Source organism: Halomonas sp. KG2 (genome assembly GCA_030440445.1).
Taxonomy (GTDB): domain Bacteria; phylum Pseudomonadota; class Gammaproteobacteria; order Pseudomonadales; family Halomonadaceae; genus Vreelandella.
Window position 1 is genome coordinate 612,726 of sequence record CP098528.1, and the last position, 23,630, is coordinate 636,355.

18 protein-coding genes are annotated in these 23,630 nt (G+C 57.0%); 1 reads left to right on the forward strand and 17 read right to left on the reverse strand.

The features are described 5' to 3' along the window. Positions 1-29: 29 nt before the first annotated feature. From NDQ72_02995 to NDQ72_03020, 6 genes are read right to left on the reverse strand one after another with little or no spacing between them, the layout of a single operon-like run. Positions 30-662: a TIGR04282 family arsenosugar biosynthesis glycosyltransferase gene (locus NDQ72_02995; GenBank protein WKD28923.1), complete on the reverse strand. Its 633-nt coding sequence runs from the start codon at positions 660-662 to the stop codon at positions 30-32. Continuing rightward, entirely contained in the window at positions 652-1,326 is a 675-nt protein-coding gene (locus NDQ72_03000) for a TIGR04283 family arsenosugar biosynthesis glycosyltransferase (protein WKD28924.1), read from the reverse strand. Before NDQ72_03000 ends, NDQ72_02995 begins: the two co-directional genes overlap by 11 nt. A gap of 19 nt (positions 1,327-1,345) precedes the next feature. Then, the gene (locus tag NDQ72_03005; protein WKD28925.1) at positions 1,346-1,981 is read right to left on the reverse strand and encodes an ATP-binding cassette domain-containing protein; all 636 of its coding nucleotides are present in this window, start codon (positions 1,979-1,981) and stop codon (positions 1,346-1,348) included. Continuing rightward, a complete protein-coding gene (locus tag NDQ72_03010; protein WKD28926.1) occupies positions 1,978-3,660 on the reverse strand; it encodes an ABC transporter permease subunit in 1,683 nt (560 codons plus the stop codon). The genes NDQ72_03005 and NDQ72_03010 overlap by 4 nt, the downstream gene beginning before the upstream one ends. After that, positions 3,661-4,878 (reverse strand): ABC transporter substrate-binding protein, encoded by a 1,218-nt coding sequence (locus tag NDQ72_03015; GenBank protein WKD28927.1) that lies wholly within the window; start codon positions 4,876-4,878, stop codon positions 3,661-3,663. It lies immediately after the preceding gene. A gap of 24 nt (positions 4,879-4,902) precedes the next feature. After that, positions 4,903-5,937 carry an aminoglycoside phosphotransferase family protein gene (locus tag NDQ72_03020; protein WKD28928.1) on the reverse strand — a complete coding sequence of 345 codons (1,035 nt, stop codon included), beginning with the start codon at positions 5,935-5,937 and terminating at the stop codon, positions 4,903-4,905. Positions 5,938-6,095: 158 nt separating this feature from the next. Here NDQ72_03020 and NDQ72_03025 point away from each other — a divergent pair, with 158 nt between their 5' ends. Next, positions 6,096-6,446: a VOC family protein gene (locus tag NDQ72_03025; GenBank protein WKD28929.1), complete on the forward strand. Its 351-nt coding sequence runs from the start codon at positions 6,096-6,098 to the stop codon at positions 6,444-6,446. 33 nt (positions 6,447-6,479) lie between these two features. Here the strand turns inward: NDQ72_03025 and NDQ72_03030 are convergent, their stop codons facing one another. The 11 genes from NDQ72_03030 to NDQ72_03080 all read right to left on the reverse strand — a co-directional run bounded on the left by NDQ72_03030 (position 6,480) and on the right by NDQ72_03080 (position 23,628). Beyond that, on the reverse strand, positions 6,480-7,598 hold the full coding sequence (locus NDQ72_03030; GenBank protein WKD28930.1) for an extracellular solute-binding protein: 1,119 nt from the start codon (positions 7,596-7,598) through the stop codon (positions 6,480-6,482). Then, complete coding sequence (locus NDQ72_03035) at positions 7,588-9,339, reverse strand: chloride channel protein (protein WKD30342.1); 1,752 nt, start codon at positions 9,337-9,339, stop codon at positions 7,588-7,590. The genes NDQ72_03030 and NDQ72_03035 overlap by 11 nt, the downstream gene beginning before the upstream one ends. Positions 9,340-9,454: 115 nt before the next feature. Further along, the gene (locus tag NDQ72_03040; protein ID WKD28931.1) at positions 9,455-12,301 is read right to left on the reverse strand and encodes a valine--tRNA ligase; all 2,847 of its coding nucleotides are present in this window, start codon (positions 12,299-12,301) and stop codon (positions 9,455-9,457) included. A 92-nt stretch (positions 12,302-12,393) separates the two neighbouring features. Next, on the reverse strand, positions 12,394-13,710 hold the full coding sequence (locus NDQ72_03045; GenBank protein ID WKD28932.1) for an HlyD family type I secretion periplasmic adaptor subunit: 1,317 nt from the start codon (positions 13,708-13,710) through the stop codon (positions 12,394-12,396). Beyond that, entirely contained in the window at positions 13,707-15,845 is a 2,139-nt protein-coding gene (locus NDQ72_03050; protein WKD28933.1) for a type I secretion system permease/ATPase, read from the reverse strand. Before NDQ72_03050 ends, NDQ72_03045 begins: the two co-directional genes overlap by 4 nt. Continuing rightward, positions 15,832-17,286, reverse strand: a complete 1,455-nt coding sequence (locus NDQ72_03055) for a TolC family protein (GenBank protein ID WKD28934.1) — start codon at positions 17,284-17,286, stop codon at positions 15,832-15,834. Before NDQ72_03055 ends, NDQ72_03050 begins: the two co-directional genes overlap by 14 nt. Before the next feature lie 36 nt (positions 17,287-17,322). After that, positions 17,323-18,102 carry a SapC family protein gene (locus tag NDQ72_03060; protein ID WKD28935.1) on the reverse strand — a complete coding sequence of 260 codons (780 nt, stop codon included), beginning with the start codon at positions 18,100-18,102 and terminating at the stop codon, positions 17,323-17,325. A 58-nt stretch (positions 18,103-18,160) separates the two neighbouring features. Beyond that, entirely contained in the window at positions 18,161-19,327 is a 1,167-nt protein-coding gene (locus NDQ72_03065; protein ID WKD28936.1) for an MFS transporter, read from the reverse strand. Positions 19,328-19,410: 83 nt separating this feature from the next. After that, positions 19,411-19,794 carry a hypothetical protein gene (locus tag NDQ72_03070; GenBank protein WKD28937.1) on the reverse strand — a complete coding sequence of 128 codons (384 nt, stop codon included), beginning with the start codon at positions 19,792-19,794 and terminating at the stop codon, positions 19,411-19,413. A gap of 10 nt (positions 19,795-19,804) precedes the next feature. Further along, entirely contained in the window at positions 19,805-20,515 is a 711-nt protein-coding gene (locus NDQ72_03075) for a M48 family metallopeptidase (GenBank protein ID WKD28938.1), read from the reverse strand. After that, complete coding sequence (locus NDQ72_03080; GenBank protein WKD28939.1) at positions 20,512-23,628, reverse strand: type I restriction endonuclease subunit R; 3,117 nt, start codon at positions 23,626-23,628, stop codon at positions 20,512-20,514. The genes NDQ72_03075 and NDQ72_03080 overlap by 4 nt, the downstream gene beginning before the upstream one ends. Positions 23,629-23,630 lie beyond the last annotated feature (2 nt).

Here is a 23,630-nt window from a genome sequence, read left to right on the forward strand (position 1 = left end):
CAGTAACAGTGACGCAAAGAGCGGAATCCTTACAGACTGTTTGCGTGCTTCAGCGTTTGTTGCCAGCGCTGCCAGTCTTCTGGACGGTCAATATCCCACATGGTGTCGGGAAAGATGGCGTCTAATGTCAGCGCGGCAAGCCGCTGACGAGTGACTTGGAGCACTTGCGCGGTTCCCCAAGGAATGCCCTCAAAGAGGCTAGGATGATCGTCATGAGTGCCGATCAACCCATAGCCGCCGTCTTCGGCAGGTAAAATCACCACGGGCACGTTTTTAAGCGCTGCACTGCACTGCCTAAGCATGGCAACGGTGATGCTAGGGCAATCAGTGCCCATCACCATCGACGGACCTTGTGTGCTATTCAGTGCATGCCGCACACGCATTCCCACATCGCCCTGCCGTTGGGTGGCGAGCGAAATGCCGTAGTGAGACTGCAGCTCCACAAACAGCGGATGCTGATGCTCTAAGGAGGTCCATAGCGTGACGTGTTGCGATCCCAGTGCTTGGCAGGCGGTGGCAACGCAGTGGCGAACCATGGTGGCATGGGCTTGCGCGGCACCTTCTGGCCCCAGGCAAGGAATTAAGCGCGTTTTCGCCTGCCCAGGCAGTGGCGCTTTGGCCAGCAGATGTAGATGGGGCTGCACGGCTGACTTAACGGGCATTGCGATACTCCTTGGCCAGTTGGGTGGCGCTGACGCCGCGCCAGTAGCGGTAGCGTAGCCGCCACATCAGGCAAATCGTTTTCCAGGCGCCGAACTGATCCCAGCGCCTGCCTGAGCTTATCACTTTGGTGCGTAGGCAGGCGGGGCGAGAAATTGCCTTCAGTCGCTTGCTTAACTCAATATCTTCCATCAACGGTTGTTCGGGAAAGCCGCCGACCGCTTCAAAAGACGCTCGGCGTAAGAACATGCCCTGATCGCCAGTGGCGATACCGCTCAGCCGTGAGCGTAGGTTCATCAGAAAGCTAACGAGCGGCAGCCAGCGGCTTTTTCCCTCAAGGTGAATATCAAACCGCCCCCAGCAATGTGTGTTCAGCGTTTGGGAAATCAGCTTGTTTGCCCCTTCGGGAAGCTGGGTGTCAGCATGTAAAAATAGCAGCGCTGCTGAGCGCGCGCGTTCTGCGCCCAGGTTCATCTGCTGTGCCCGACCGGGGGCACTCGTCAGCAGCGTATCCGCTAGCGGGGTGGCTAACGCCACGCTGTCATCGGTACTGCCTCCATCGACCACAATGATTTCTGTGCCGGTCTCTCGCAGTGGCTGCAGCGCGGCTAGCGCCACTTCAATCCCTGCAGACTCATTCAGCACTGGTATCACAATGCTAAGCATAGGCGATTCCGCGCCAGGGTTAACCAAGGGCAATGATTGGCCCTCCGGCGGCATCGGCATCCGCTTCATCATGGGTAACCAGCAGGGTGGGCAGGCCTGCTTCGCGAAGCTGGCCGAACACTAGCGTACGCATCTCCTGGCGCAGTGCGGTGTCCAGTTTGGCAAACGGCTCATCCAGCAGCACGGCACGGGGCTGTGACAGCAGCAGGCGCATCAGCGCCACCCTGGCTTGCTGGCCGCCGGAAAGGGTCGCCGGATCGCGGTTTTCAAAGCCCGCCAGCCCCACCTGTTCCAGCGCTTGGGCGACCTGCTGGCGTTTGTTACTGGCATGGTGTGGCAGGCCAAAGCGCAAATTCCCCGCCACGCTTAAATGGGGAAACAACATCGGGTCCTGAAACAGCAGGCCAATGCCACGCTGTTCAGCGGGCAGCGTATCTAGGCGTTTATCGCCCAGATAGAGTTCGCCTTGAGCCTGAAAGGCAGGCGATAAAAAACCTGCGAGATAGGCCAGTAGCGTAGATTTTCCTGAGCCTGACGGGCCCATCACTGTTAATACTTCGCCAGGTGCTATGTCACGATGCATGGTCAGCAGTGCTTCGCCTGCCAGCGTGATCGTCATCTGTTTGATGCGCAACGCTTGAAGGTTTGGGGTCATGCAGCTCCTCGCATTTGGTGGCGTTTTGCCCACACAAGGCGGGGAATCAAGAGTGCCAGACTAAAGCCAATAAAGGGCAGCAGCGCCTGCAACAGCGCTAATACCGCCACTAGCCTGCGATTGCCGCCAGATGCCATGGCAACGGCTTCGGTAGTGATGGTGGGGATGCGACCACCTCCCAGCAGCAGTGTTGGCAAATACTGGCCGATACTGACGGCTAAGCTGACTGCGCAAGCAGTGAGTAATGGGGCCAGTAACAGTGGCAGACGTACTTGCCAAAAAGCACGCCAGGGGGGCGCACCTAGCGACAGTGCCACCTGAAACCAGCGTGGATCCAGCCGCCGGTAGGCTTCTGACAGCGATAAATAGAGATATGGCACCACAAACAGCAGGTGACCGGCCACGACTAACGCGTGCTGAGGTCGAATGGCAACGCTTTCAGCGGCCACCACTAAGCCAAACAGAAAGGCCACTTGCGGCACAATTAGCGGTAAATAAAGTAGCCACTGAGCACGCCATGCAGGCAGCTGATAACGCGCTGCATGCTCCAATGTTGCCACGACCAGTACCGCGGCGATAAGCGTTGCGACCAGCCCCACACTCAGCGTATTGATCAGCGGTGTTGCCACGCTGGGCAGAATGCGCTGCCAATGATCCAGCGTGAACGTATCTGGGAGCGCATCCGGAAAACGCCAAAAGCCCGCCAACGAAAACAGTGCCAAACCGGCCAGCGCACTGATCGCTAGCAAAGTGACAGATAGCAGCAACGCACGGCCGCCGAACGCAATCGCCGTTGCCCCTGATGTCCGCGAGCCGTTGGCCAACCAGCGTTGGCAGAGGAGCTTGACCCCTTGTTCGCCAAGCCACCAAGTCAGCAGTGCCGCCAGGGTAACGCCGAACTGCAGTACGGCACCGGCAGACGCCATAAAGCGGCGACTTAAATCGGGATCATTAAACCAGGTGAGCACCGAAATGCTCAACGTTGGTGGCAGGGTGGGGCCAAGAATCAACGCCATATCCACCACCGAAGTGGCGTAGGCAATCACGGCATAAACCGGCAAGCGAATCAGTGGGTAAAGTGCAGGAAAAACGCTCTTCAGCCAAGCAATGCCGGGCGCGTAGCCCAGCGAGCGTGCAACAGTGACTCGTTGTTCAGGGCGCAGCTGAGGTAGCGCAGCTAGACTCATCAATAGCAAAAAGGGCACTTCTTTGAGTATCAGGCCCGCCATTAGCGCCAGCCCTAACGGGTCGTTGACGATCAGCAGGTCAGGTGGGCGCTCCCACCCAGTAAGCCCAGGAGACACCCAGCGCACCAGCAACCCTGAGGGCGCAATCAGAAAGGCTAAGCCAAAGGCCACGGCTGCATGGGGAATGGCCAGTAGCGGTGAGACCATGCGCCGAATGGCACGGTCAAGCAAAGTGCCTTGGCTAGCCGCCAGAAACAGCACCACGATGAACAGTGCCACCAAGGCGGTGATCAGACCGCTAAAATAGCTCAGTAGTACGGAACGCTGGAGACCAGCGTGCGCCCATAGGGCTTGCCATGCATCCAGATGAAACGTGTCCGCCCCGAGCACCGGTAAATAGCCAAAGGCTGGCAACAACACCATGCCAAGCCCCGCACTTACTGGAATAACCAAAAGCGCAATAAGCAGTATAGAGGCTAGCCGCAGGATCAATTAATTAACGCCATAACGCTTAAGCCACGCATCCTGTAGCGCCGTCATCCAACTGGGATGAGGTTCGGCCAGGGTATTGGAAAGTGCATCGGCAGGCAGCGCAGATGGGTGGCTTTCACCTTGTTCGAAGAGTGCCTTGTCGTTTTCATCTAACCGACTGACTGCCAATACGGTACGATCGCCCCACATACTAAGCGACTGCTTTTGGGCTTGGGCTTCAGGTGAGAGCAGGAAGTTGGCCAGCGCCATCGCGCCTGCTTTATGGGGAGAGTTAAAGGGAATCGCGACAAAGTGAACGTTTCCTAGGGTGCCGTCTTCCAGCACATAGCTGCGCACACTCTCTGGGAGCTCATACTCCATCACCGCGACGGCGGCATCTGTCGGATAGAAGGAGAAGGCTAAACTGAGCTCGCCATCGCTCATCAATGCGCGCAGGTTAGGGCCCGATTCCGGGAAACTGCGGCCGCTGCGCCACAGGTGTGGGTGTAACTCATCCAGATAATCCCACAATGGCGCGGTGATCTCCGCAAAATCCGCTTCAACCACTGGCGCATAAAGGGCGTCATCTTGATTAGATAATTCAATTAACGCCTGTTTTAAAAAGGTGCTACCGGTGAAATCGGGAATACGTGGATAGCTGAATTGGCCAGGATTGTCTTTGGCCCACTCCAGCAAATCCGCAATACTTTGCGGCGGTGTTTCAGTTTGAGCGCTGTCGTAGTAGAACGTGATTTGTGCTTTTCCCCAAGGAGACTCATAGCCTTCAGTAGGCAGCGTGAAGTCGGTAACCACTTCTGGATTTTCATCTGAGTGAGTCAAGGCGAAGTTAGGCAGGGATTCGGCAAAGGGGCCAAATAAGAGGTCCTGTTCGCGCATGGCGGCGAAGTTTTCGCCGTTAATCCAGATCAGATCGATGCGGCCATCATCCATGTTACCAGCCTGCTTTTCACCCAATACACGAGCAACGGCGCTACCTGTGTCATCTAACTTTACATGCTCTACATCGACGCCATAGGTGGACTGCATTTGCTCGGACACCCAAGCGATATAGCGGTTGGTGCGACTGTCACCGCCCCAGGCGTTCCAGTAAACGGTTTGACCTTCGGCAGCTTGCAGTACGGCATCCCAATCAGTGGGATCTGGGGCAGCCATGGCGGGCAGCGCCAGTGACAACATGGTAGTGGCGACAGCGGTCGTTAGAATGGTGCGTGGTTTCATCGTACACCTTGTAAAATCAGTTGGTTATAGAGATGCTTTTAGATGGAGAAGTTCATTATGGACATGCTCAATAATCGGCAGTGATAAATAGTGCTCGACCCGGTCGCGGACATGGGCAATGACGTCAGCATCGGTGAGATCTGCTGACCAGTCCTGGCCGCGGTACTCGATATCTTTACGTTGCAAGTGTTGAGCACGCCATTTGGCGCACCATGTTAATGACCACAGCCAAGTAGCTCGTCGGCAGGCAACCAGTGTTTCCGCGCTGGGTGATTTACCCGCATGCGCTTGCCAACGCTGATAAAAAGCGACGACCTCTTCCAGAGTAAGCACTGCCTGACTGTTAATGTCCCAGGTGGTCGAGGTGTAAAGCGAGGTATGGGCTAGATCAATACCCGGCAGCCCGTAGCGGCACTTCTCTAAATCCACCAGCACAGCGTTCCCCTCTTCAGTGATCAAAAAGTTGCCGGGGTGGGTATCAAAGCTAATCAAGCAGCGCTCGGCATCAGGCAGTGTGGTGGGCAGAGCCGCCAATTCATCACGCACACGGGCGATAACGTTAGGCTCTAAGGCGGCCTTTTCCAGCCACTCGGCTTGGTGGCTAACTTCCTCACACATGGCCTGCCAGGAGTCGATAGGCGCTAGAAGTGGTTCGGGATGCTCAGGTAGCGGTAAGCGGTGTAGGCTTGCCAGGGTCTCTGCGATACGTGGTAAATCCTGAGGCAGCTGTGCCAGCCGTCCCTCAATGGCATCGACCAGCAGCCCGCCACGCGGCAGGGTATCGCTCACGGGCAAGATGCCATGCAAACGGGGCACTTGGCCGCCCTGGCTGGCGCGTTCGTAGCAGGCGGCTTCATAGGCCAAGTTATCGGCCGGGGCCAAGTTCATTTGGCTCTGCTTGGGCAGCCGTGCGACCCAATCACCACCATCGCGATGCACCCACACATGATCGTGGGCAAGCCCAGTGTCTGCCATTGGCGTAAGCGATTGGTAGGCAATCTTCGCCTGTTGCAGCGTGTTTTCCAGTACCTGCAAACGTGCCGCTAAAGGTGTTGGCATAGCGTCATCCGTGTCGGTATATGTTTAGCAATGCCAGTTAGTGGCTGTTCTTGTACTAACCTTACATGGTTACGCATAAAAAGAGATGAAGGGTAAGGAGAAAAGGGGGAATAGGGTGAGCATACCTCATCCCATGGAGCTGGCTGGTAGGGGGTAAGGTGATTGTAAAGCGTATTGTCTCTAACATTGCTACCACGCATTTTGAAGACGCTGAGAAGTTCTATGCGACTATTTTTGGTCTCACGCTTGTGATGGATCATGGCTGGATAAGAACCTATAGCTCGGGCGAGGAAATGACCACTCAGTTAAGTGTGGCATCGGAAGGTGGCTCAGGTACGCCAGTGCCAGATCTATCGATAGAGGTTGATAACTTAGAGACCGCCTTGGCGAGAGTGAAATCGGCAAAGATTGAGATTGAGTACGGGCCGGTAAGTGAGCCTTGGGGTGTCCGCCGATTTTATGTGCGTGACCCATTTGGAAATCTTATCAATGTCTTACAACATGAATAACCACACTGGGTCGCCCATTTATTGCCACGACGCTCATTCCTGTGTCGACAGGGTTTCATGAAACAGCGCCTCACGAAACAGAGCTTCGATACGTTTCTGGGTGCGTGCATACCACGTCTCGTCTTTGGTCACCGCGCCCTGGGCGTTGATGGGGTGGGTGGGAATATGCAAGCGCATGTCTAGGCCGCTGACGCGGTGGGTGGTGACCTGCATGGCAGCAGAGCGTCGCGCTGGGCCATAGGGGATATACCGGGCCAGTTCCGCCTGACGTTCACTGGTGGTGGCAAAGCGGATAAAGTCTCGCGCTGCCTCAGCGTTTGGGGCTCCGCGGGGGATTGCCCAGGTCTCGTGTTCCTGAAACTGGCCATCCCAGAGGATCTCTATGGGCAGGTCGCGCTCCACCATAGCAGCGAAGAAGCGCCCATTGTAGCCGGAGGCCATGACCACCTGACCCTCCTCCAATAGGCGCACTGGAGTATCACCGGCTTCCCACCAGTGGATATTGTCGATGCTTTGCAATCGAGTGAAGGCTAGGTCTAGGCCGCGGCGGGTACTGAGTAGGCGATAAAGCGCTTCCTTGGGCACTCGGTAGGAGAGCAGTGCCCACTCCAGGTTTGCTGCTGGGGTACGCTGAAGGGCCCGGGGACCAGGGAAGCGCTGTTGATCAAAGAGGTCAGCGATGCGAGTGGGGCGACGTCCGGGGAAGGCGTCGCGGCGATAGGCCACGACGGTGGCAAAGATTGAGTGGCTGATAAAGCAACGACCCAGGGCGCCGGGGAGAAAGTCTTGGGCTGAGGGAGTACCGTCTGGCGCTGGGGCAGCCAGCTCCGGGGGAAGCGGTTCCAGCAAGCCTTCCTCACAGGCTGCCATGGCCTCGCTACGGGTCATATCAAGCACATCCCAGGGAACGTTGTTCTCTGCCACGGCTTGGCGCAGTGCTGTCAGTCCGCCGTTATAGCGGGCCACTGCCACTGGTACATCGTGAGCCTCGGTGAAGGGCGTGAAGAGCGCGCGGCGCTGGGCTTGCTCATAGGCGCCGCCCCAGCTCAGTACCGTTAGCGAGGCGGCAGCGTCGGGCTCTTGCGCACTGATGGAGGGGGCCAGGGTGAGTAGCCCAGCCAGTAGTCCGAGGGTCCATCGTCTAGCCAGCACCGTGCTCCTCCCGACGTAAGGCGTCGCTATGGTGTAAGAAAGCCTGAGCAATACTCGACTCATAGGCCACTCCTAAGAAGCGCCGCTGTTCATCCACCACTGCGATGGCCTCGCCGGTGATTTTCTGAAGCTGATGCATTGCCTCCCAAAGTGAGGATTGAGGATCTAGTACTGGGCGAGGAGCTTTGGGGCAGTCGGCCAGAGTTGGGGACTCGCTGTCTTCGCGAAGGGCTTCCAGGCTCGCTAGGGTCACGCAACCGTGGTAAACCCCCTGATCATCCACTAAGTAAGCTTCGCTACGCCCCGCTAGACTAAGGCGTGAGATAGCCGTGGTCAGTGGGGTCTCGGGGAGTAGGGTTACGGCGTCATGGCTAATCAGCTCGGTCAACCGTTCTTCTTGGAGCACCGCACGACTGCGGCCCGCGGAAAGATCCAAGCCACGGCGGGCTAATTGAATATCGAATAATGAACGGCCGAACAGCTGGGCGGCCAGAGGGCTGGCTAGCGTGACGCTAGCTAGAGCGGCGGTGGTCAAGGCATAGCTGCCGGTCAGTTCGAAGACAATCAGCAGCGTGGTGAGAGGAGCACCAAGTACCGGTGCGGTTACTGCCACCATGCCGCACACCGCATAAAAGATGAAGGTCTCTTGGCCGCCGCCAAGCTCTGCCACCAGAGTACCGGCTAGAGCACCAAACAGAGTGCCGATCACCAGTGCTGGGCTGAAAGCGCCGCCGGCGAAGCCGAGCCCTAAGCACAATGCGGTAGCGGCCAGCTTGAGTAGCAACACCAACAGAAGCTCGCCGCCGCCGTAGGCCCCAGGCAAGGTGGCGAAGCGCAGGGTTTCCTGGCCCATGCCGAGGATATCAGGTATCCAAAGGGCGGTCAGACCAAGCAGCGCCCCGGCGAGAGCGGGGCGTAGGCTGGTGGGCAGCGGTAGTCGCTTGGCCAGTTGCCCCATCGCGAGAATGGCATGTATATAGGCCCCAGCCACCAAGGCACCCAGGCCACCTAAAGCTAGAAAAAGGGCGAACTCCCAGGGCTTTGGGATGGCCGGTTCAGTAATATGAAACAGTGCTCCTTGAGCCAGTAACTGAGAGGCCAGCACATAGCCGACGATGGCGGCGGCAGCCACTGGGGCGAAGGCGCGCAGGGCATAGTGGCGTAGTACCACTTCGTGGGCGAAGACAATGCCTGCCAGTGGTGCATTGAAGGCCGCTGCGATGGCGGCAGCTACCCCGCAAGCGATCGTGATATTGTCCTCTGAGCGTCCCAGGCGTAGTAAGCGGGTGATGAGAGAGCCAAGTGTCGCGCCGAGGTGAACCAGAGGCCCGTACTGGCCGACTGAGGCGCCTGCACCTAACGACACTAGGCCGCTTAACGCTGAGAGAGCACCCGCCTTGGCGGGTAGGCAGCCTCGGCGGGTCTGGACGGCAGCGATGACGTCGGCAGGAGTATGGGGTCGGCCTTCAGGCAGGCCGCGGTGCAGTTGACCAACGAGTAGTCCCCCAAAGATTGGCACTAGCAGAGTGGCTAGTGTCACTAGGGTGGTGTTCGCAGCCATCATCTGGCCCCGGGGAGAGATCAACAGTAGGTCGTTAAGCCATACCACCGTATTAACGAAGCCAACGGCGGCCAACGCCGCCACTCCTCCAACGCCGCTTCCCAACACTACCAAACCGAGGAAACGCAACACCGCTAAGGGGTGACGAGTCGAAACGCTGTCTGTACTGGGTGAGTCCATAGTCAAGTTATAGGCGCTATTGGGCCAGCGAACAAGGGAGCGTCACACTAGAACAGTCGATTGGCTGATAAAAAAACACCCGCTTAAGCGGGTGTTTTTGTCTGGCCTAGATGGCTTATAGCGCAGAGATTTTCGTGCGCTGCTCTTCCAGCAACTGCTTGGCAGCTTGGAATTCGGCGAGTTTGCCACGCTCTTTTTCCACCACGGCTTCGGGGGCTTTGGCGATAAAGCCTTCGTTGCCGAGCTTCTTCTCGATGCCGCCGATCAGCTTGTCCTGCTTGTCAATTTCTTTGGCCAAGCGGTTGAGCTCGGCGTCTTTGTCGATTAGATCCGCCATCGGTACCAGCACTTCCATATCGCCCACTAGCTGCGTTGCGCAGAGCGGTGCGTCGTCTGGGTTGGCCAACCAAGTGGCACTTTCCAACTTGGCCAGCTTAGCGAGGAAGTGGCGATTGCTTTCCAGGCGTTCGGCGTCTTCGGGCTTGCCTTTGGTGAGCAGTACATCCAACGGCTTGCCGGGGGCAATATTCATCTCGGCGCGGATGTTACGCACCGCGATAATCACGCCTTTTAGCCATTCGATATCGCGAGTGGCCTGTTCATCGATTTTGCTTTCGTCAGCTTCCGGCCAGGCTTGGAGCATGATAGACGCGCCATCACCGACGAAGGTGCCTGCCAGTGGTGCAACGCGCTGCCAGATCTCTTCTGAGATATAGGGCATCATCGGGTGGGCGAGGCGCAGAATGGTTTCCAGGACGCGGACCAGCGTACGGCGGGTGCCACGTTTGGCTTCCTCACTGGCATTTTCGTCCCACAAGACCGGCTTGGAAAGCTCCAGATACCAGTCGCAGTACTCGTTCCAGACAAACTCATACAGCGCTTGGGAGGCGTGGTCGAAACGGTACTCGTCCATCGCTTTGGTGACCTGGGTTTCAGTTTTCTGCAGCTGGGAAATAATCCAGCGGTCGGCCAGTGAAAGCTCAACGTCGCCACCCTCTGTGCCGCAATCTTCACCTTCGGCATTCATTAGCACGTAGCGTGAAGCGTTCCACAGCTTGTTGCAGAAGTTGCGGTAGCCATCCAGGCGGTTCATATCAAACTTGATATCGCGCCCGGTGGTTGCCTGGGAAAGGAACGTAAAGCGCAGGGCATCGGTGCCGTGGGCTTCGATGCCGTCTTTAAACTCGTCCTTGGTCGCTTTGGCAATGGCTTTGGCCTGTTTCGGCTGCATCATATTGCCGGTGCGCTTTTCCAATAGCGCATCCAGGCTGATGCCGTCAATCAGGTCGATGGGGTCCAGCACATTGCCCTTGGATTTGGACATTTTCTGACCCTGACCGTCGCGTACTAAACCGTGTACATAAACGGTTTTGAACGGTACTTCGCCAGTGAACTTGAGGGTCATCATGATCATCCGGGCAACCCAGAAGAAGATAATGTCAAAACCGGTCACCAGCACGCTGGAGGGGTGAAAGGTTTCCAGTTCTGGGGTTTTTTCTGGCCAGCCTAGCGTGCCAAACGTCCACAGGCCCGAGCTGAACCAGGTGTCGAGCACGTCTTCGTCTTGGGTCAGCGCTACCTCTGCGCCTAGGCCGTGCTTTTCGCGGGCTTCCTCTTCGCTGCGGGCAACGTACACATTACCTTCGGCATCGTACCAAGCGGGAATGCGGTGGCCCCACCACAGCTGGCGGGAGATACACCAGTCCTGCAGGTCGCGCATCCAGGCGAAGTACATGTTTTCGTAGTTCTTCGGCACGAACTGGATATCGCCGTTTTCCACCGCTTCAATGGCGGGTTTGGCCAGGGTTTCTACCGCAACAAACCATTGATCAGTGAGCAACGGCTCGATTACATCGCCAGAACGGTCGCCATAGGGCAGGGTGTTGTTGACTGCTTCTACCTGTTCCAAAAGGCCCAGGGCGTCCATATCGGCAACAATCTGCTTACGCGCTTCAAAACGGTCCAACCCTGCGTACTTGGCGGGTAGGCTGGCGTCTTCGTCGGGCTGGGGAGTGCCTTTCAGGTCAAAAATTTCAGCGTGCTCAAGGATGGTGGCATCCTTGGTAAACACATTGATCAGCAAGTGGTTTTGGCGCTTGCCGACTTCGTAGTCATTGAAGTCGTGGGCCGGGGTGATCTTCACGCAGCCGGAGCCTTTTTCCATATCGGCGTGTTCATCGGCAACGATAGGAATGCGGCGACCGACCAGCGGCAATTCGATAAATTTGCCGACCAACGAGGCATAACGAGCATCGTCGGGGTTAACCGCGACACCCGTATCGCCTAGCAAGGTTTCGGGGCGAGTGGTTGCCACGACCAGATAATCTTTACCATCGGCGGTTTTGACACCATCGGCCAGCGGGTAGCGGAAGTGCCAGAAACTGCCCTGCTGCTCTTTGTTTTCCACTTCTAGGTCGGAAATGGCGGTGTGCAGGGTAGGGTCCCAGTTCACCAGGCGTTTGCCACGGTAGATCAACTTTTCTTCGTGCAAGCGTACGAACACTTCTTGCACCGCTTTATAGAAGCCGTCATCCATGGTGAAGCGCTCGCGGGACCAATCAACGCTGGCGCCCATGCGGCGCAACTGGCGGGTGATGTGGCCGCCGGACTCCTCTTTCCACTCCCACACCTTGTCGATAAACGCATCGCGGCCCAGGTCGTGGCGGGTTTTGCCTTCTTCCGCGGCAATTTTACGCTCAACCAGCATTTGCGTGGCGATACCAGCGTGGTCGGTGCCTACCTGCCACAGGGTGTTGTTGCCCTGCATCCGCTTCCAGCGCGTCAGGGTATCCATAATGGTGTCCTGGAACGCGTGGCCCATGTGCAGGCTGCCGGTCACGTTAGGCGGCGGAATCATGATCGAAAATGGCTTACCACGGCCTGTTGGGACGAAGCGGTTGTCGGCTTCCCAGCGTTCGTACCAGCGGGTTTCGATCTGTTCGGGTTGGTAGGTCTTTTCCATGGGGAGTCGGCTCACGGCTTGCAAAAAAATGGTGGCAAGTATACCGCGAACGACCCCCTGGCGTCAGGGGCGTTGATGAAACCGCGCGCAGGTTAATCGCGTAGGGCGCGGTCGCGTACTTTCACCACGGGCTCCATGAGGTAGTCCAATACGCTGCGTTTACCGCTGAGAATATCGATTTCTGCCACCATGCCGGGAATAATGGTCAACGGCTCATTATCGGCGTCATAGAGATAGCCGTCGGTGCGCACCTCAACGGGGTACATCAACTCACCGCTTTCGGGCATCTGAACGGCGTCGGCGGCGATAGTGACCAGCTCACCATCCAGGCCGCCGTAACGGGCAAAGTCGTAGGCCGTCAGTTTTACCTTCACTGGCTGGCCAGGGTAGAGGAAGGCGATATCCGAGGGGCGAATATGCGCTTCTACGACCAAGGCGTCATCGGCAGGAACGACTTCTACCAGCGGCTCACCGGAGCCTGCTACGCCACCTACGGTGCTAATATGCACTTGATTCACGACCCCCGCGACTGGCGAGCGGATGGTGGTGCGTGCTACTTGGTCTGCTCGGCCGGGAAGCGTCTTTTGTAGCTCTGCGACCTGTGAGGTCGCTTCGGCAAGTTGAGCGAGCGCATCGGCTTCAAAGGCATTGCGGGCAGCTGCTTTGCGGTCTTCAATTTCAGCGATGGAAGATTCTGCGCGGGCAACGGCACTTTGTTGGCGGGCTACCTCGCCGCGCAGATCATTGAGCGATTGCCGAACGCGCAGCAGCGAGGTTTCTGGTTCAATGCCACGCTGGGCCAGTGGCTGAATGATGGCCAGCTCTCGTTCGGCCAGCTGCACGCCGGAACGGGCAGTGCTTAACGCGGCTTCGAGCTCAGCTTTTTCCTGACTGCGCTGATAGCCCTGCTGTTCTAATACTTGAAGTTCGGCGCTTAGCTCCAACTGCCGCCCATGAAACAGACGGGTTTCGCTCGCGGCCACACTAGGTGCGCCTTGGCTGAGTGCATCATCGAGTGCCAGCGGCGTTTGGTTGATTTCGGCTTCCAGGCGTTGCAAGCGTAGTTGTAACGAACGCAGGCGCTGTAAACTCTCTTCGTAGTCACCTTCCAGCGTGCCACCACTAAGCACCATCAGCGTGTCGCCCTGTTCGACCGTGTCGCCACGGCGAACGTTAATCTCGGTCACCACGCCGCCTTCCAGGCTTTCTACTACTTGCAGGCTGCGCGAGGGCACGACTTTGCCTTGCCCTCGGGTCACTTCGTCCACTTCCGTGAGATAAGCCCACAAGAAGCCAATCAGTAAAAAGCCAATAATGGTTAGCAGGAGTAGGCTGCTGCCAATCGGGCGCTTGGCGCGGCCGTGGCGAACAAAGTGTTCAAAATCAAGCTGGGAGGTCGGGCGGCTCACAATGCTGCTCCTTCACGCGCGCGGTGAGGTGCTGCTTCAACGGGGCGCATCACCTGAGTCTTGGGGCCATCGGCAATAATCTTCCCTTGATCAACAATAATCACCCGATCCACCAGTGCTAGCAGGCTGGTACGGTGCGTCACGACGACCAGGGTTTGCAACTGGCTAGCGGCTTTTAGCCGTGAGATCACTTCTTTTTCGGTTTGAATATCCATTGCACTGGTCGGCTCATCCATCAGCAACATCGGCGGGGCTCCCAACAGCGCGCGGGCAAGACAGATAAGTTGTCGCTGGCCACCGGAAAGACCTTCGCCGCGTTCACCAATAGGCATGTCGTAGCCCTGGGGATGGCGGGCGATAAAGTCGTGGGCGCCGGCCAGTTTGGCAGCCTGGAGAATTTGTTCATCGGTAGGGTGGTGGGCACCAATCGCAATATTCTGACGAACGGTGCCGGAAAACAGCCACGCTTCCTGCAACACGCTACCAATGTTGTGACGTAAATCCGCAGGGTCAATTTGGCGAATATCGGTGTCGTCTACCAGTACTGCGCCTTTTTCGGGCGGGTAAATACCGAGAAGTAGCCGCGCTAGGGTGCTTTTCCCGGAGCCCACACGGCCCAGCAGCGCAACCTTTTCTCCAGGCTCGATCGTCAGATTGATATTGGCCAATGCCGCAGTGGTTTGCTCTGGGTAGCGGAAGCTCACATCTTGCAGGCTGATTTTGCCTTCCAGGGTGGGGCGGCTTAAGTAGTGGCGGCCGGCGGGGCGCTCGGAAGGCATATTCATGAGCTGATCGAGCGCACGGTAAGAGGTGCGGGCTTGGTTAATGCGGGTCATGGTTTGCGCTAACTGCGCCAGCGGCGCGAGTGCCCGCCCGGTGAGAATCACACAGGCGATCATTGCGCCCATGGAAATTATGCCATCACCGACTAAAAATACCCCATACACCACAATACTCACCTGGGCAGCTTGCTGGGCGAACGCGGTGGCATTCAGGGCAAACTGTTGAATAGCGCGGCCTTTTCGACCCACGTTCGATTGCTGCTGAACACTCTCTTCCCAGCGCTGGCGAATCATGGGGGCAGCGCCACTGGCTTTAATGGTTTCCAGCCCTGCTACCGCTTCAATCAGCACGCCCTGCTTGGAACGACTCTCTTCAAAGGCTTGGCCGGAAAGGCGTTTAAGAAAGGGCTGCACTGCCAAGCCAATTAGCAGTACTAACGGCACGGCGATCAGCGGCACCATAAAGAGCGGGCCCCCAATCAGATAAATCACGCCGATAAACAGAAAAATAAACGGCAAATCGACGAGCGCTACCAGCGATGCCGAAGCGAAGAAATCGCGCAACGACTCAAATTCCCGCAGGGTATTGGCAAACCCACCGGTAGAGCCCCGCTTGGCACTCATTTGTAGGTTGAGTACATGATCAAAAATGCGTCTGCCCATGCGCAGGTCAGCTTCTTGCCCCGCCCGTTCAATAAACAGTTGGCGCAACGTTTTTACCGCAAAATCAAACAGCAATGCGATGCTCACACCCACGGTTAGCGCGACGAGCGATTCAATGGCCTCGTTGGGCAATACGCGGTCGTAAACCACCATAATAAACAGTGAGGTGGCTAGCCCAAGGAAGTTGGTTAGCGCAGCGGCAATCACCACTTGGGTGTACACCCAACGATTAGACGAGAGTGCGCTCCAAAACCAGTGGCCGCCTTGTATGGCTGGCTCGCTATTCAGTGTTACCGGCCGGTAGCGGGCACGCACTGCAATCAGATGGCCGATGTACTCTGCTTGAAGGGCACTTAACGCGGTGTCGACCGGCTGTTTGCCTAATGCCGGATCGAACAGCGCAAAACGCTCATCATCCATGCGCTCAATGATGACCACAGCTCGGCCGTTTTTTAGCAGCGCGACCGCTGGCAGCAGCGAGTTACCCAGTGTTGCCAACGCGTGTTCACCCAGCGCAGCGACCATGCCGTGACGCTCGGCAGCATCAATAAAGCCGTCGGGAGTGAGCGGGGTGTTTGCGCCTACCCGTTGGGCGCGTACAGCCGCTTCTGAGACCGGCAGCTCAAGCCGAGCCGCCACAAAGGTCAGGCATTGCTCAAGGGCATCCGTGTGGGGATTAGCGGCGTTCAAGGTAAATCTCCATCACATCGAGTAGCTGCCCGGTTACCGCGAGCTGTTGAAAGCTAGCTTGCTCCCAGCGCACACGGCGATTAATCAGCTCTAGCGCGGTTTGGAACAGATCCCGCTGGGCGTCCAGCAAATCGTTAATGCTGCTTCTTCCTACGGCGAACTGATCGCGGTAGGCCAGTAGCGCTTCTTCTTCAGCGGCAAGCGTGGCGGTTTGGGCTTCCAGCTCCGCTAGGCGGGTGCGCGTGTCGGTATAGGCAGAGCGCACTTCCCGCTCCAGCTCGCGATACAGCGCTTGGCGTTCAAATTGGCTCTGCTGCTGACGTTCAACCGCCTGGGCAATACGCGAGGAGGTCGCGCCGCCGCTATAAGGCGTGTAATCAATATTAAACAGCAGCGCTACGTCGTTATCGGATTCGTTGAACTCATTCACATCGAATTGGCGACCTTCCACGGCCACGCTCAGGCTAGGCAAACGGGCGTTACGAGTAGCTTGAGCGTCGGCTTCGCTGGCCTCGCTGGCCAGGGTTTGGCTACGTAGCGAGGCGTTACGGGCAAGGGCGTTATCCAGCAGTTGGTCGGCGCTGGTCTCGCTTAGTAGCGCCCCGCCTTGGGGCAAGGCCAGCTCGTCGGGCTGGGTAAAGAACGCTTCTTGGTAGACGTTAATCGCCCTGGCTAACTCGCCTTCTAAGGAGATTAGCCGCGAGTTGGCGTCGCTTAAGCGGCTCTGGGCACGCAGTACATCGGCTCGCGAACCTGCGCCTGCCTCGCGGCGAAGTTGAACGTCTTCAAAAATTCGCTGATGCTGCTGCAGATTGTGTTCGGCTAGCTGGCGCTGAGCGGTAACACGGGCAACATCCAAGTAGGCATTCAAGGCGTAGAGGACTTCTTCTTCGACACTGGCGTGGGACTGCCAATAAGCCGCTTCAGCGCTAAGATCGGCTGCACGAATACGCTCGCCGCTGGCACCAAAATCCACCAGTAGCTGGCTGAGCGTAATGACCGCGTCGACGCGTGAGCCACGGTCGGGCAGTGATTCAGTGCGCTGCAAGTCGTTACGGTACTCAAGTCCAGCATTTACCTGAGGGCGGCGTACGGCGCGCACTTCATCAATTTGCAGCACCGACTCACGCTCACGCGAGCGTTGCGCCAGAATGCGAGGCTGTTGCTCTAGAGCCTGTTGGATTTTTTGGCGTAGCGTATCTAGCGCAGGGGAGGCTTCCATTGGCTGACCCGTTTGCCAGCGAAAGCGCGTTAGCAGTTGCGTCAGTTCCGGCGAGAATGCCGGACCTTCCAGCGATGAGGCGGGCAGTGGCGCAGCCTCGGGAAGTGGTTCATCAAGCGCCGTTTGAGCGGCCAGCAATGGGCTTGCCAGCAAAAACGCAGCGGCCACGCTGCTTAGTAATAGCCGTTTGCGTGGCCGCGTATCAACATTAAAAGACATTCACGTTCCTGAATAACGTTGGTGCTTGGCACCCAGTTAAGAGGGATCCGGCCATTGATAGCGTTCTTCGCTGCTGAACGCTTCTTGCCACTCGGAAAGGGGACGGGAAGCGTTTGCTTCTGGCGGCGGTGTTGTTGGCCGCTGGAGAAGACTGCGAAGAACGCCAAGCTGCTGTTGGGATATGAGCTGAGCGTACACTAAAGGGACCGCACCCAATTGCCAGAAAAGCCCCATTTGTTCAGCGGATAGCGCCTTCCAAGCGGGCTCATCAATTTGATATAGCGGCGCGCTGCCTTGATAGCCTTCTGGCTGCCAAGGCGTGAGCAGCTTGGCATTGGCCAATGCATCAAGCTGCTGTGCAACTCGCTTACAACCCGCTTCCCGCTGCTGGAGAAAAGCCAGTACTTGTTGGGGGAAGCTGGCTAGCTCGCCGTGTTGGTTAAAGAAAGGCTCGGCATCCAGGCGCGCCACCACAAAAGGCGAATGCTGGTCGATGCATAGCTTTTCAGGATATTCAGCATGCAGCCCGAAGGGGTGGCTTCGCAGGGCGGCGGGCACATACGCCGCGCGCCAGCCCCCTTGGCTATCGACGATGAGATTTTGTTCATCGCGCAGCCCCAGTAGTGCGACGGCCTGCCAACCTGATGCTGTTTGGGTGAACCCAACTGGAAAACTAGCGGCCGCATGGCGTAACTCGGCTTCTGCTAGGCTTGCCTGGGTAATGTGCTGAGCAAAATGGTAGGCAGTAAAACGTTGCCACATCAAACCGCCGTGGCGCTTAACGTCAAGCGGCACCCAGTGGGCAGCGTGGGCCATAGGAAAACCTTTGTGGTGGTGATAACAAGGCGGCCACCATACCAAGAACACGCGCTAATCATTTACTTGAAGAGAGCCCACGCATGGCGATTAATCCAAGCACTGGGCCAGGCAGCAGCCACCAGATCACCCAGGGACCTTGGCTGGCCCATAGGGCAGTGACTAGGGCAATAGACGGAATCGTTAGGCCAAAGCCAATGGCATTCATCATGGCTAGCGCAGCGCCGAGACGCTCAGGTGGGGCGGCGGCTGACGCCAGCGCGGAAAACTGCGCCGAGTCGGCAATCACGCTAATCCCCCAAGTCCCTAACAGGGTGAGCAGTAGCCAGGGTGAAGTGCCACCTAAGAGTGGATAGAGCAAACAAAGCGTGCCGGAGGTCGCTAGCGCCACAACGGCCACTCGCGCACTGCCCACTCGGCGGCTCCAGCGGCCAGCCCAAACGCAGCCAGGTAAGCCCAACGCAATCACCGTAAAACTTAGCCATGGCTGAAGGCTAGGCGCTGCGCTTAGGCGTTCCAACTCTCTAGCAACTAAAAAAGGTACCAGCGCCCACAGGGCGTATAGCTCCCAGCAGTGACCAAAGTAGCCCAGTGCCGCAGCGCGGAAGTGTTTTTGCTTGAAGGCAGCCAGCCCTGCCCAGGGGCGTCCGCCGCTGGCTTTGGCGGGCAGGTGCGGCCCCACGCCTAGTTTAACAATCATCAGTGCGGCCAGCAGTGCCAGGGCAGAGGCCAGCAACAGCGGCCATTGCCATGGCAAGTGCAGCGTTAGCCCGCGCAGCAAGTGGGGCGAGGCAATGCCCAGTGTCAGCATACCGACCAACCAGCCCAACGCCGCGCCTGCGTTGTTGGGGGTCCAGCTCACCACCAACTTCATACCGAGCGGATAAATACCGGCGAGACACAGCCCGACCAAAAAGCGTGCTACTACCGCTAAGCTGACGCTCTCGGCCACGCCAATAAACGCGGCATTAATCAGCGCGCCTGCTACCGCAGAGATAGCGAACAAGTGGCTGGCACGGACGCGGTCGGCAAGGCCGGTGGTAGCAATCAACAGCGTGCCGGTAATAAAGCCTGCTTGTACCGCAATGGTGAGCAGCCCCAAGTCGCTTTCACTCAAGCCAACGGCCTGTTGAAGCGCCAGCCCAACGCCGTTAACACTGAACCAGAGCGATGTTCCAAACAGCTGGGCAATGACAATCGTGGCAAGCGGGTGACGGCTAAGCACGTTCACGTCTCCATGGGAGTGGGTAGCGCGGTAAAGTGTTGCTGATCAAAGTGAGCGGGGCACAAGGTTTTCGATGAGTAGCATTATTCCAAATCAATGGCGGCCACCATTTTTTGTAGCGCGCGGATGCGGCTGACTACCTTGTTCTTGTAGTCTTCTGATGTGTGGTAAGTGGAGGTGTCTTTCCAACTTTCAGCGGACAGCAACTCCTGTAAAAGCCAGCCCCTGACCATGACATAGTGTCTTGAATCCAGCGCCAGCACTTTGACGGCCTCGACCGAGGCTGGCTGCTCCGGCTGTTCCAGTGCTGCTTGAATGCTGATCACCTTACGCCCGATTTCCAGCGCATACTGATCCTGCTCGCTTAGTCCGTTAACCCCCTGAGGATCTTCTTTATTCAGGGTAAACAATGTCAGCAGGGCGGTGGTGGCGAGTATCGCTAGCAACAATGCGGTGACTGGCTTCATGTGGCGCATTTCACCAGACCTCTGCTGCCAAAGGTAGGGCATTCAGTTCATCTCGAGCCTCGCGCCAAACGGGGTAATGTTGATCCAGTAGAGAGATAAAGCGCTCATTGTGAGTCGGCTCAATCAGGTGGGCCATTTCGTGGACGATGATATATTCCAGTAGGTCTCTGGGCTTTTTTACCAGCTCGGTATTTATTCGGATGTTGCCCGCTCGGTGGTTACAGCTACCCCATTTGGTTTTCATGCGCTGAAGATAGTAGCGGTTGACGGTGACTCCCAACTTCGATTCCCATCGCAGGATCAGTGGCGGTACTGCCTCGTGGAGCAGGCGTTTGTGCCACTCATGCATGACTTGAGCGCGTTTTTCGGGGCTGCTATCGGGCCGAACCCTTAGCGTGATACGTTTGTGGTCGAGCTTGATGTTGGGGCGGGCTTCTTTCTCTTCGACGTTCAACAAATAACGGCGGCCCCAGAGATAGTGACTCTCTCGCTTAATAAATTTTCGGGGCGTTTCCCTATCCTGCAGCTGGAGCTTGGACTGCTGACTGCGAATCCAGCCCAGTTTTGAAATCGCATAGGCGCGGGCCACCTCAAGACGTGTGTTGTCAGGCGCCACTAACGTCACCCGGCCTTCCGGTGGATGAACGGATAGGTGAACATTGCGCACCGCCTTGCGGGTAACGGCTATGTGGATATCGCCGAGTTCGATAGTTTCGATCATGCGTAGCCGTTCATATTTTTGATCAGGTCAAACACCGCTTCGGTAGCGTCGCTGTTGCGATTAAGCAGCGGGTAGAGCACGTTAAGCACTTGTCGCTCCTTAACCTCATCGCCCTTCCAGTGTGCGGGCACTTGCTCACGCATGGTGGCATCAAGGCGAAGCGCCAGCTGAGCCCAGGGGTCTATGTATTGCGGCGGCTTTTCGGCCAGTTCCTTATCATCGACCGATTCAGGTGCCAGATGGGGCAAGTTTCTGAACAGTACCACGGCTTCAGGCTTATCTTTCAGTACGCTTGGCAGCTCATTTGACGCTTGTCCTGCGCTCATTTTTTTGGCGAGTTCTTCGGCACGCTCCAGAAACTCCTTGTAAGACGCCGTCTCAGAACGCCACTCTGCGATTAAGTCGTTTAGCAGCGTCGACATTTCTTCGTAAAAGCGTGGGTCGGTCAACTGTTCGCGGATAATGGTTTTGCGCACATTGTTGATGATGCCTTCTGCCACCGCATTGTTCGAAAGCTTACCTTTGGCATTGAGCTTCTGGGCAATCGCATCATGAATACCAGTGTTTACAATCAGCTCCACCAGCGAGTAGGAATCCACCGCGCCCATATTGCTTGCAGGATCAGCCTGAATATAGGTGTTGATGAGGTGGCGCATGTCCGCTTCAAAGGGCTTGATATCCAGCTCTTCACCGGAATGGCGTTTAATGGCGTCGCGCACTTCGCTGTAGAACGCCACTTCGTCGTTCAGCCGCTGTATGTCGCTCTCGGAATAGCCCGCTTCGTTCATGTGCTGGCTGATGTTGGCAAAAGCGCGCACACAGCTGGTGACTGCCTTGTAAAATGAAATCCGCAGCGTCTCCGTGTTGTCTAGCGCCTCGGGGTTGTAGGCCTCTCCACAGAAATAGTGGATATGCTGTTCGATATCTTTGGGGGGCGGTACCGGGTCGCAGAGGTAGTGGAGTGCCTCGCGGGCAGTGTCCAGTGTCTCACGTCCTTCTTTCAGCCAATCTTTCAGTTCGATATTGTTCTCAGCCGCACCGCCGTCATCAAGATCCAGCTCGTCCGAGCTATAGACCGCGATGGCGTTCTGCACATCACCGAACAGCTGCTTGAAATCGACAATATGGCCATAGTCCTTGTCGTCGCCATCCAGACGATTCGTGCGGCAGATAGCTTGGAACAGGTTGTGATCGTGCAGTTCGTTATCCAGGTAAATATAGGTGCAGGTGGGTGCGTCAAAGCCGGTGAGTAGTTTGCTTACCACGATCAACAGTTTGCAATTGGCCGGTTCTTCCTTGAAGCGGCGTTTCAATTCATTTTCGTATTGCTGGGTGGACTGGCCATCTTTCAAGACATACTGCTTGTAGGTATCAAACTTATAGCGCTCACCACTGTGTTCCGATTCGCGAGAGATGGCGTTGTGGTTGGGATCGAAGGACGTGATGATTCCGCAGTATTTGCCAAAATACGTGTTGTGAAATAGTCGAAAATAATGGCAGGCATCATAGATCGAGGCTGCCACCAGCATGGCAGTGCCTCGGTGGTTGTTTAGGCGCGGCTTGCGGCTAAAATCCTCAATGATATTGGCAATGATGCGTTCCTTACGCTCCTTAGCACTCATCAGGTGTTCCAACGTCGCCCACTTGTTGCGCAAGATTGCCTTTTGATAGTTATTCAGGTTCTTGGTGGCGTGCTCAAACCAAGCATCCACGGCTTCTTGTGAAGTTAGTCGCTGGGGCACATCCCGAGCTTCATATTTCAAATCCAAAACGACTTTATCGGCTACCGCCTCGGGAAACTTATAGGTATGAATGTAAGTGCCGAACACCTCGCGGGTAGTCTGTTTGTCTTTGCGCAGCAGGGGCGTACCGGTAAAGCCGATAAAAATGGCATCCGCCAGCCAGCGCTTCATCTGTTTGTTCAGGTGGCCACCTTGGGTGCGGTGGCACTCGTCCACGAACACATAAAAGCGCCCCTGAACCTGCGGTGGCTCGCCTTTAAAGTCAGATGGGTCAAACTTATGCACCAGGGCGCACAGTAGGCGGGGCGTGCTGGCGCTCAACTTTTCGACAAACTGGGCGCGGGAGTTTATGCGTGGGGAGGGCGCGTCTTCGCCCACCACGCCAGCGTTGCGCATGACGCCGACAATCTGCTGATCCAACTCATCCCGGTCGGTCACCACCAGAATGCGCCCCTCTGGATCATGCTCCAGTAGCCATTTGGCCAGTAGCACCATTAGGATGCTCTTACCTCTGCCCTGGGTGTGCCAGATCACGCCGCCTTCGCGCTTGGCTACCCGGACCTGTGCTGCCTTGATCCCGAAGTACTGGTGCGGGCGCGGTACCTTTTTCTGCCCGGCATCGAAGATCACGAAGTTACGCATTACATCCAGCAACCGCTCCTTGCAGCAGAGTTGCGCCAGTGGCAGATCCAGCAGTGTACCTGGGCTAATTTCCTCTGAGCGCTCCTCGTTCTTCCATTGAACAAAGAACTGCTCCGGGGTGCCGGTAGTGCCATAACGCAGGCCCTGGGAATCGCTGCCCGCCAACAGCAACTGCGAGGTGCTGAAAAACGCCTCGTTGAACAGCGGCTCTTGGTTGGTTATCAACTGACGAACGCCGTCAGCGGCCTCTACCGAGCTGCGCTTGAGTTCAATGACTGCCACCGCCAAACCGTTAAGGTAAAGCACAATATCAGGCCGCCGCTCATGTCCGCCCTTGAGGGTGACTTCCTCGGCCAGCGCGAAATCGTTGTTTTCGGGGTGCTCCCAGTCGATCAAGTGCACATCTTCATGGGGCTTACCAGGTGAAAGAAGCACTTTTACCGGGTAGCGCAGCAGGCTGTAGGTGCGCATATTGGCCTGGTAGAGCCCCACCCCAGTAACATCGGCGGCGGCTTCCAGCTTTTGTAGGGCCTGTGCGATATGGGCGTCCGAGTAACCTCGCGCCTGCAGGCTGGCGCGCAGCAGCGCGGGCTCTATAGCGCGGTTATTCCCCCGTTTGCTCCAGTCACCCAGGTATTGATAGCCTAGCCCACCGTCTTTCTCAGACTGAGTAAACAGCGTTACTACGCGGTGCTGGGTTTCACGTTCTGGGCGAGGGTTTACAGCCATGA

Excerpts from the sequence above, each read along its gene's own strand:
- NDQ72_02995 (WKD28923.1), bottom strand. The coding sequence starts at position 662 with ATGCCCGTTAAGTCAGCCGTGCAGCCCCATCTACATCTGCTGGCCAAA.
- NDQ72_03000 (WKD28924.1), bottom strand. The coding sequence starts at position 1,326 with ATGCTTAGCATTGTGATACCAGTGCTGAATGAGTCTGCAGGGATTGAA.
- NDQ72_03005 (WKD28925.1), bottom strand. The coding sequence starts at position 1,981 with ATGACCCCAAACCTTCAAGCGTTGCGCATCAAACAGATGACGATCACG.
- NDQ72_03015 (WKD28927.1), bottom strand. The coding sequence starts at position 4,878 with ATGAAACCACGCACCATTCTAACGACCGCTGTCGCCACTACCATGTTG.
- NDQ72_03020 (WKD28928.1), bottom strand. The coding sequence starts at position 5,937 with ATGCCAACACCTTTAGCGGCACGTTTGCAGGTACTGGAAAACACGCTG.
- NDQ72_03035 (WKD30342.1), bottom strand. The coding sequence starts at position 9,339 with ATGGACTCACCCAGTACAGACAGCGTTTCGACTCGTCACCCCTTAGCG.
- NDQ72_03040 (WKD28931.1), bottom strand. The coding sequence starts at position 12,301 with ATGGAAAAGACCTACCAACCCGAACAGATCGAAACCCGCTGGTACGAA.
- NDQ72_03055 (WKD28934.1), bottom strand. The coding sequence starts at position 17,286 with ATGTCTTTTAATGTTGATACGCGGCCACGCAAACGGCTATTACTAAGC.
- NDQ72_03060 (WKD28935.1), bottom strand. The coding sequence starts at position 18,102 with ATGGCCCACGCTGCCCACTGGGTGCCGCTTGACGTTAAGCGCCACGGC.
- NDQ72_03070 (WKD28937.1), bottom strand. The coding sequence starts at position 19,794 with ATGAAGCCAGTCACCGCATTGTTGCTAGCGATACTCGCCACCACCGCC.
- NDQ72_03075 (WKD28938.1), bottom strand. The coding sequence starts at position 20,515 with ATGATCGAAACTATCGAACTCGGCGATATCCACATAGCCGTTACCCGC.
- NDQ72_03080 (WKD28939.1), bottom strand. The coding sequence starts at position 23,628 with ATGGCTGTAAACCCTCGCCCAGAACGTGAAACCCAGCACCGCGTAGTA.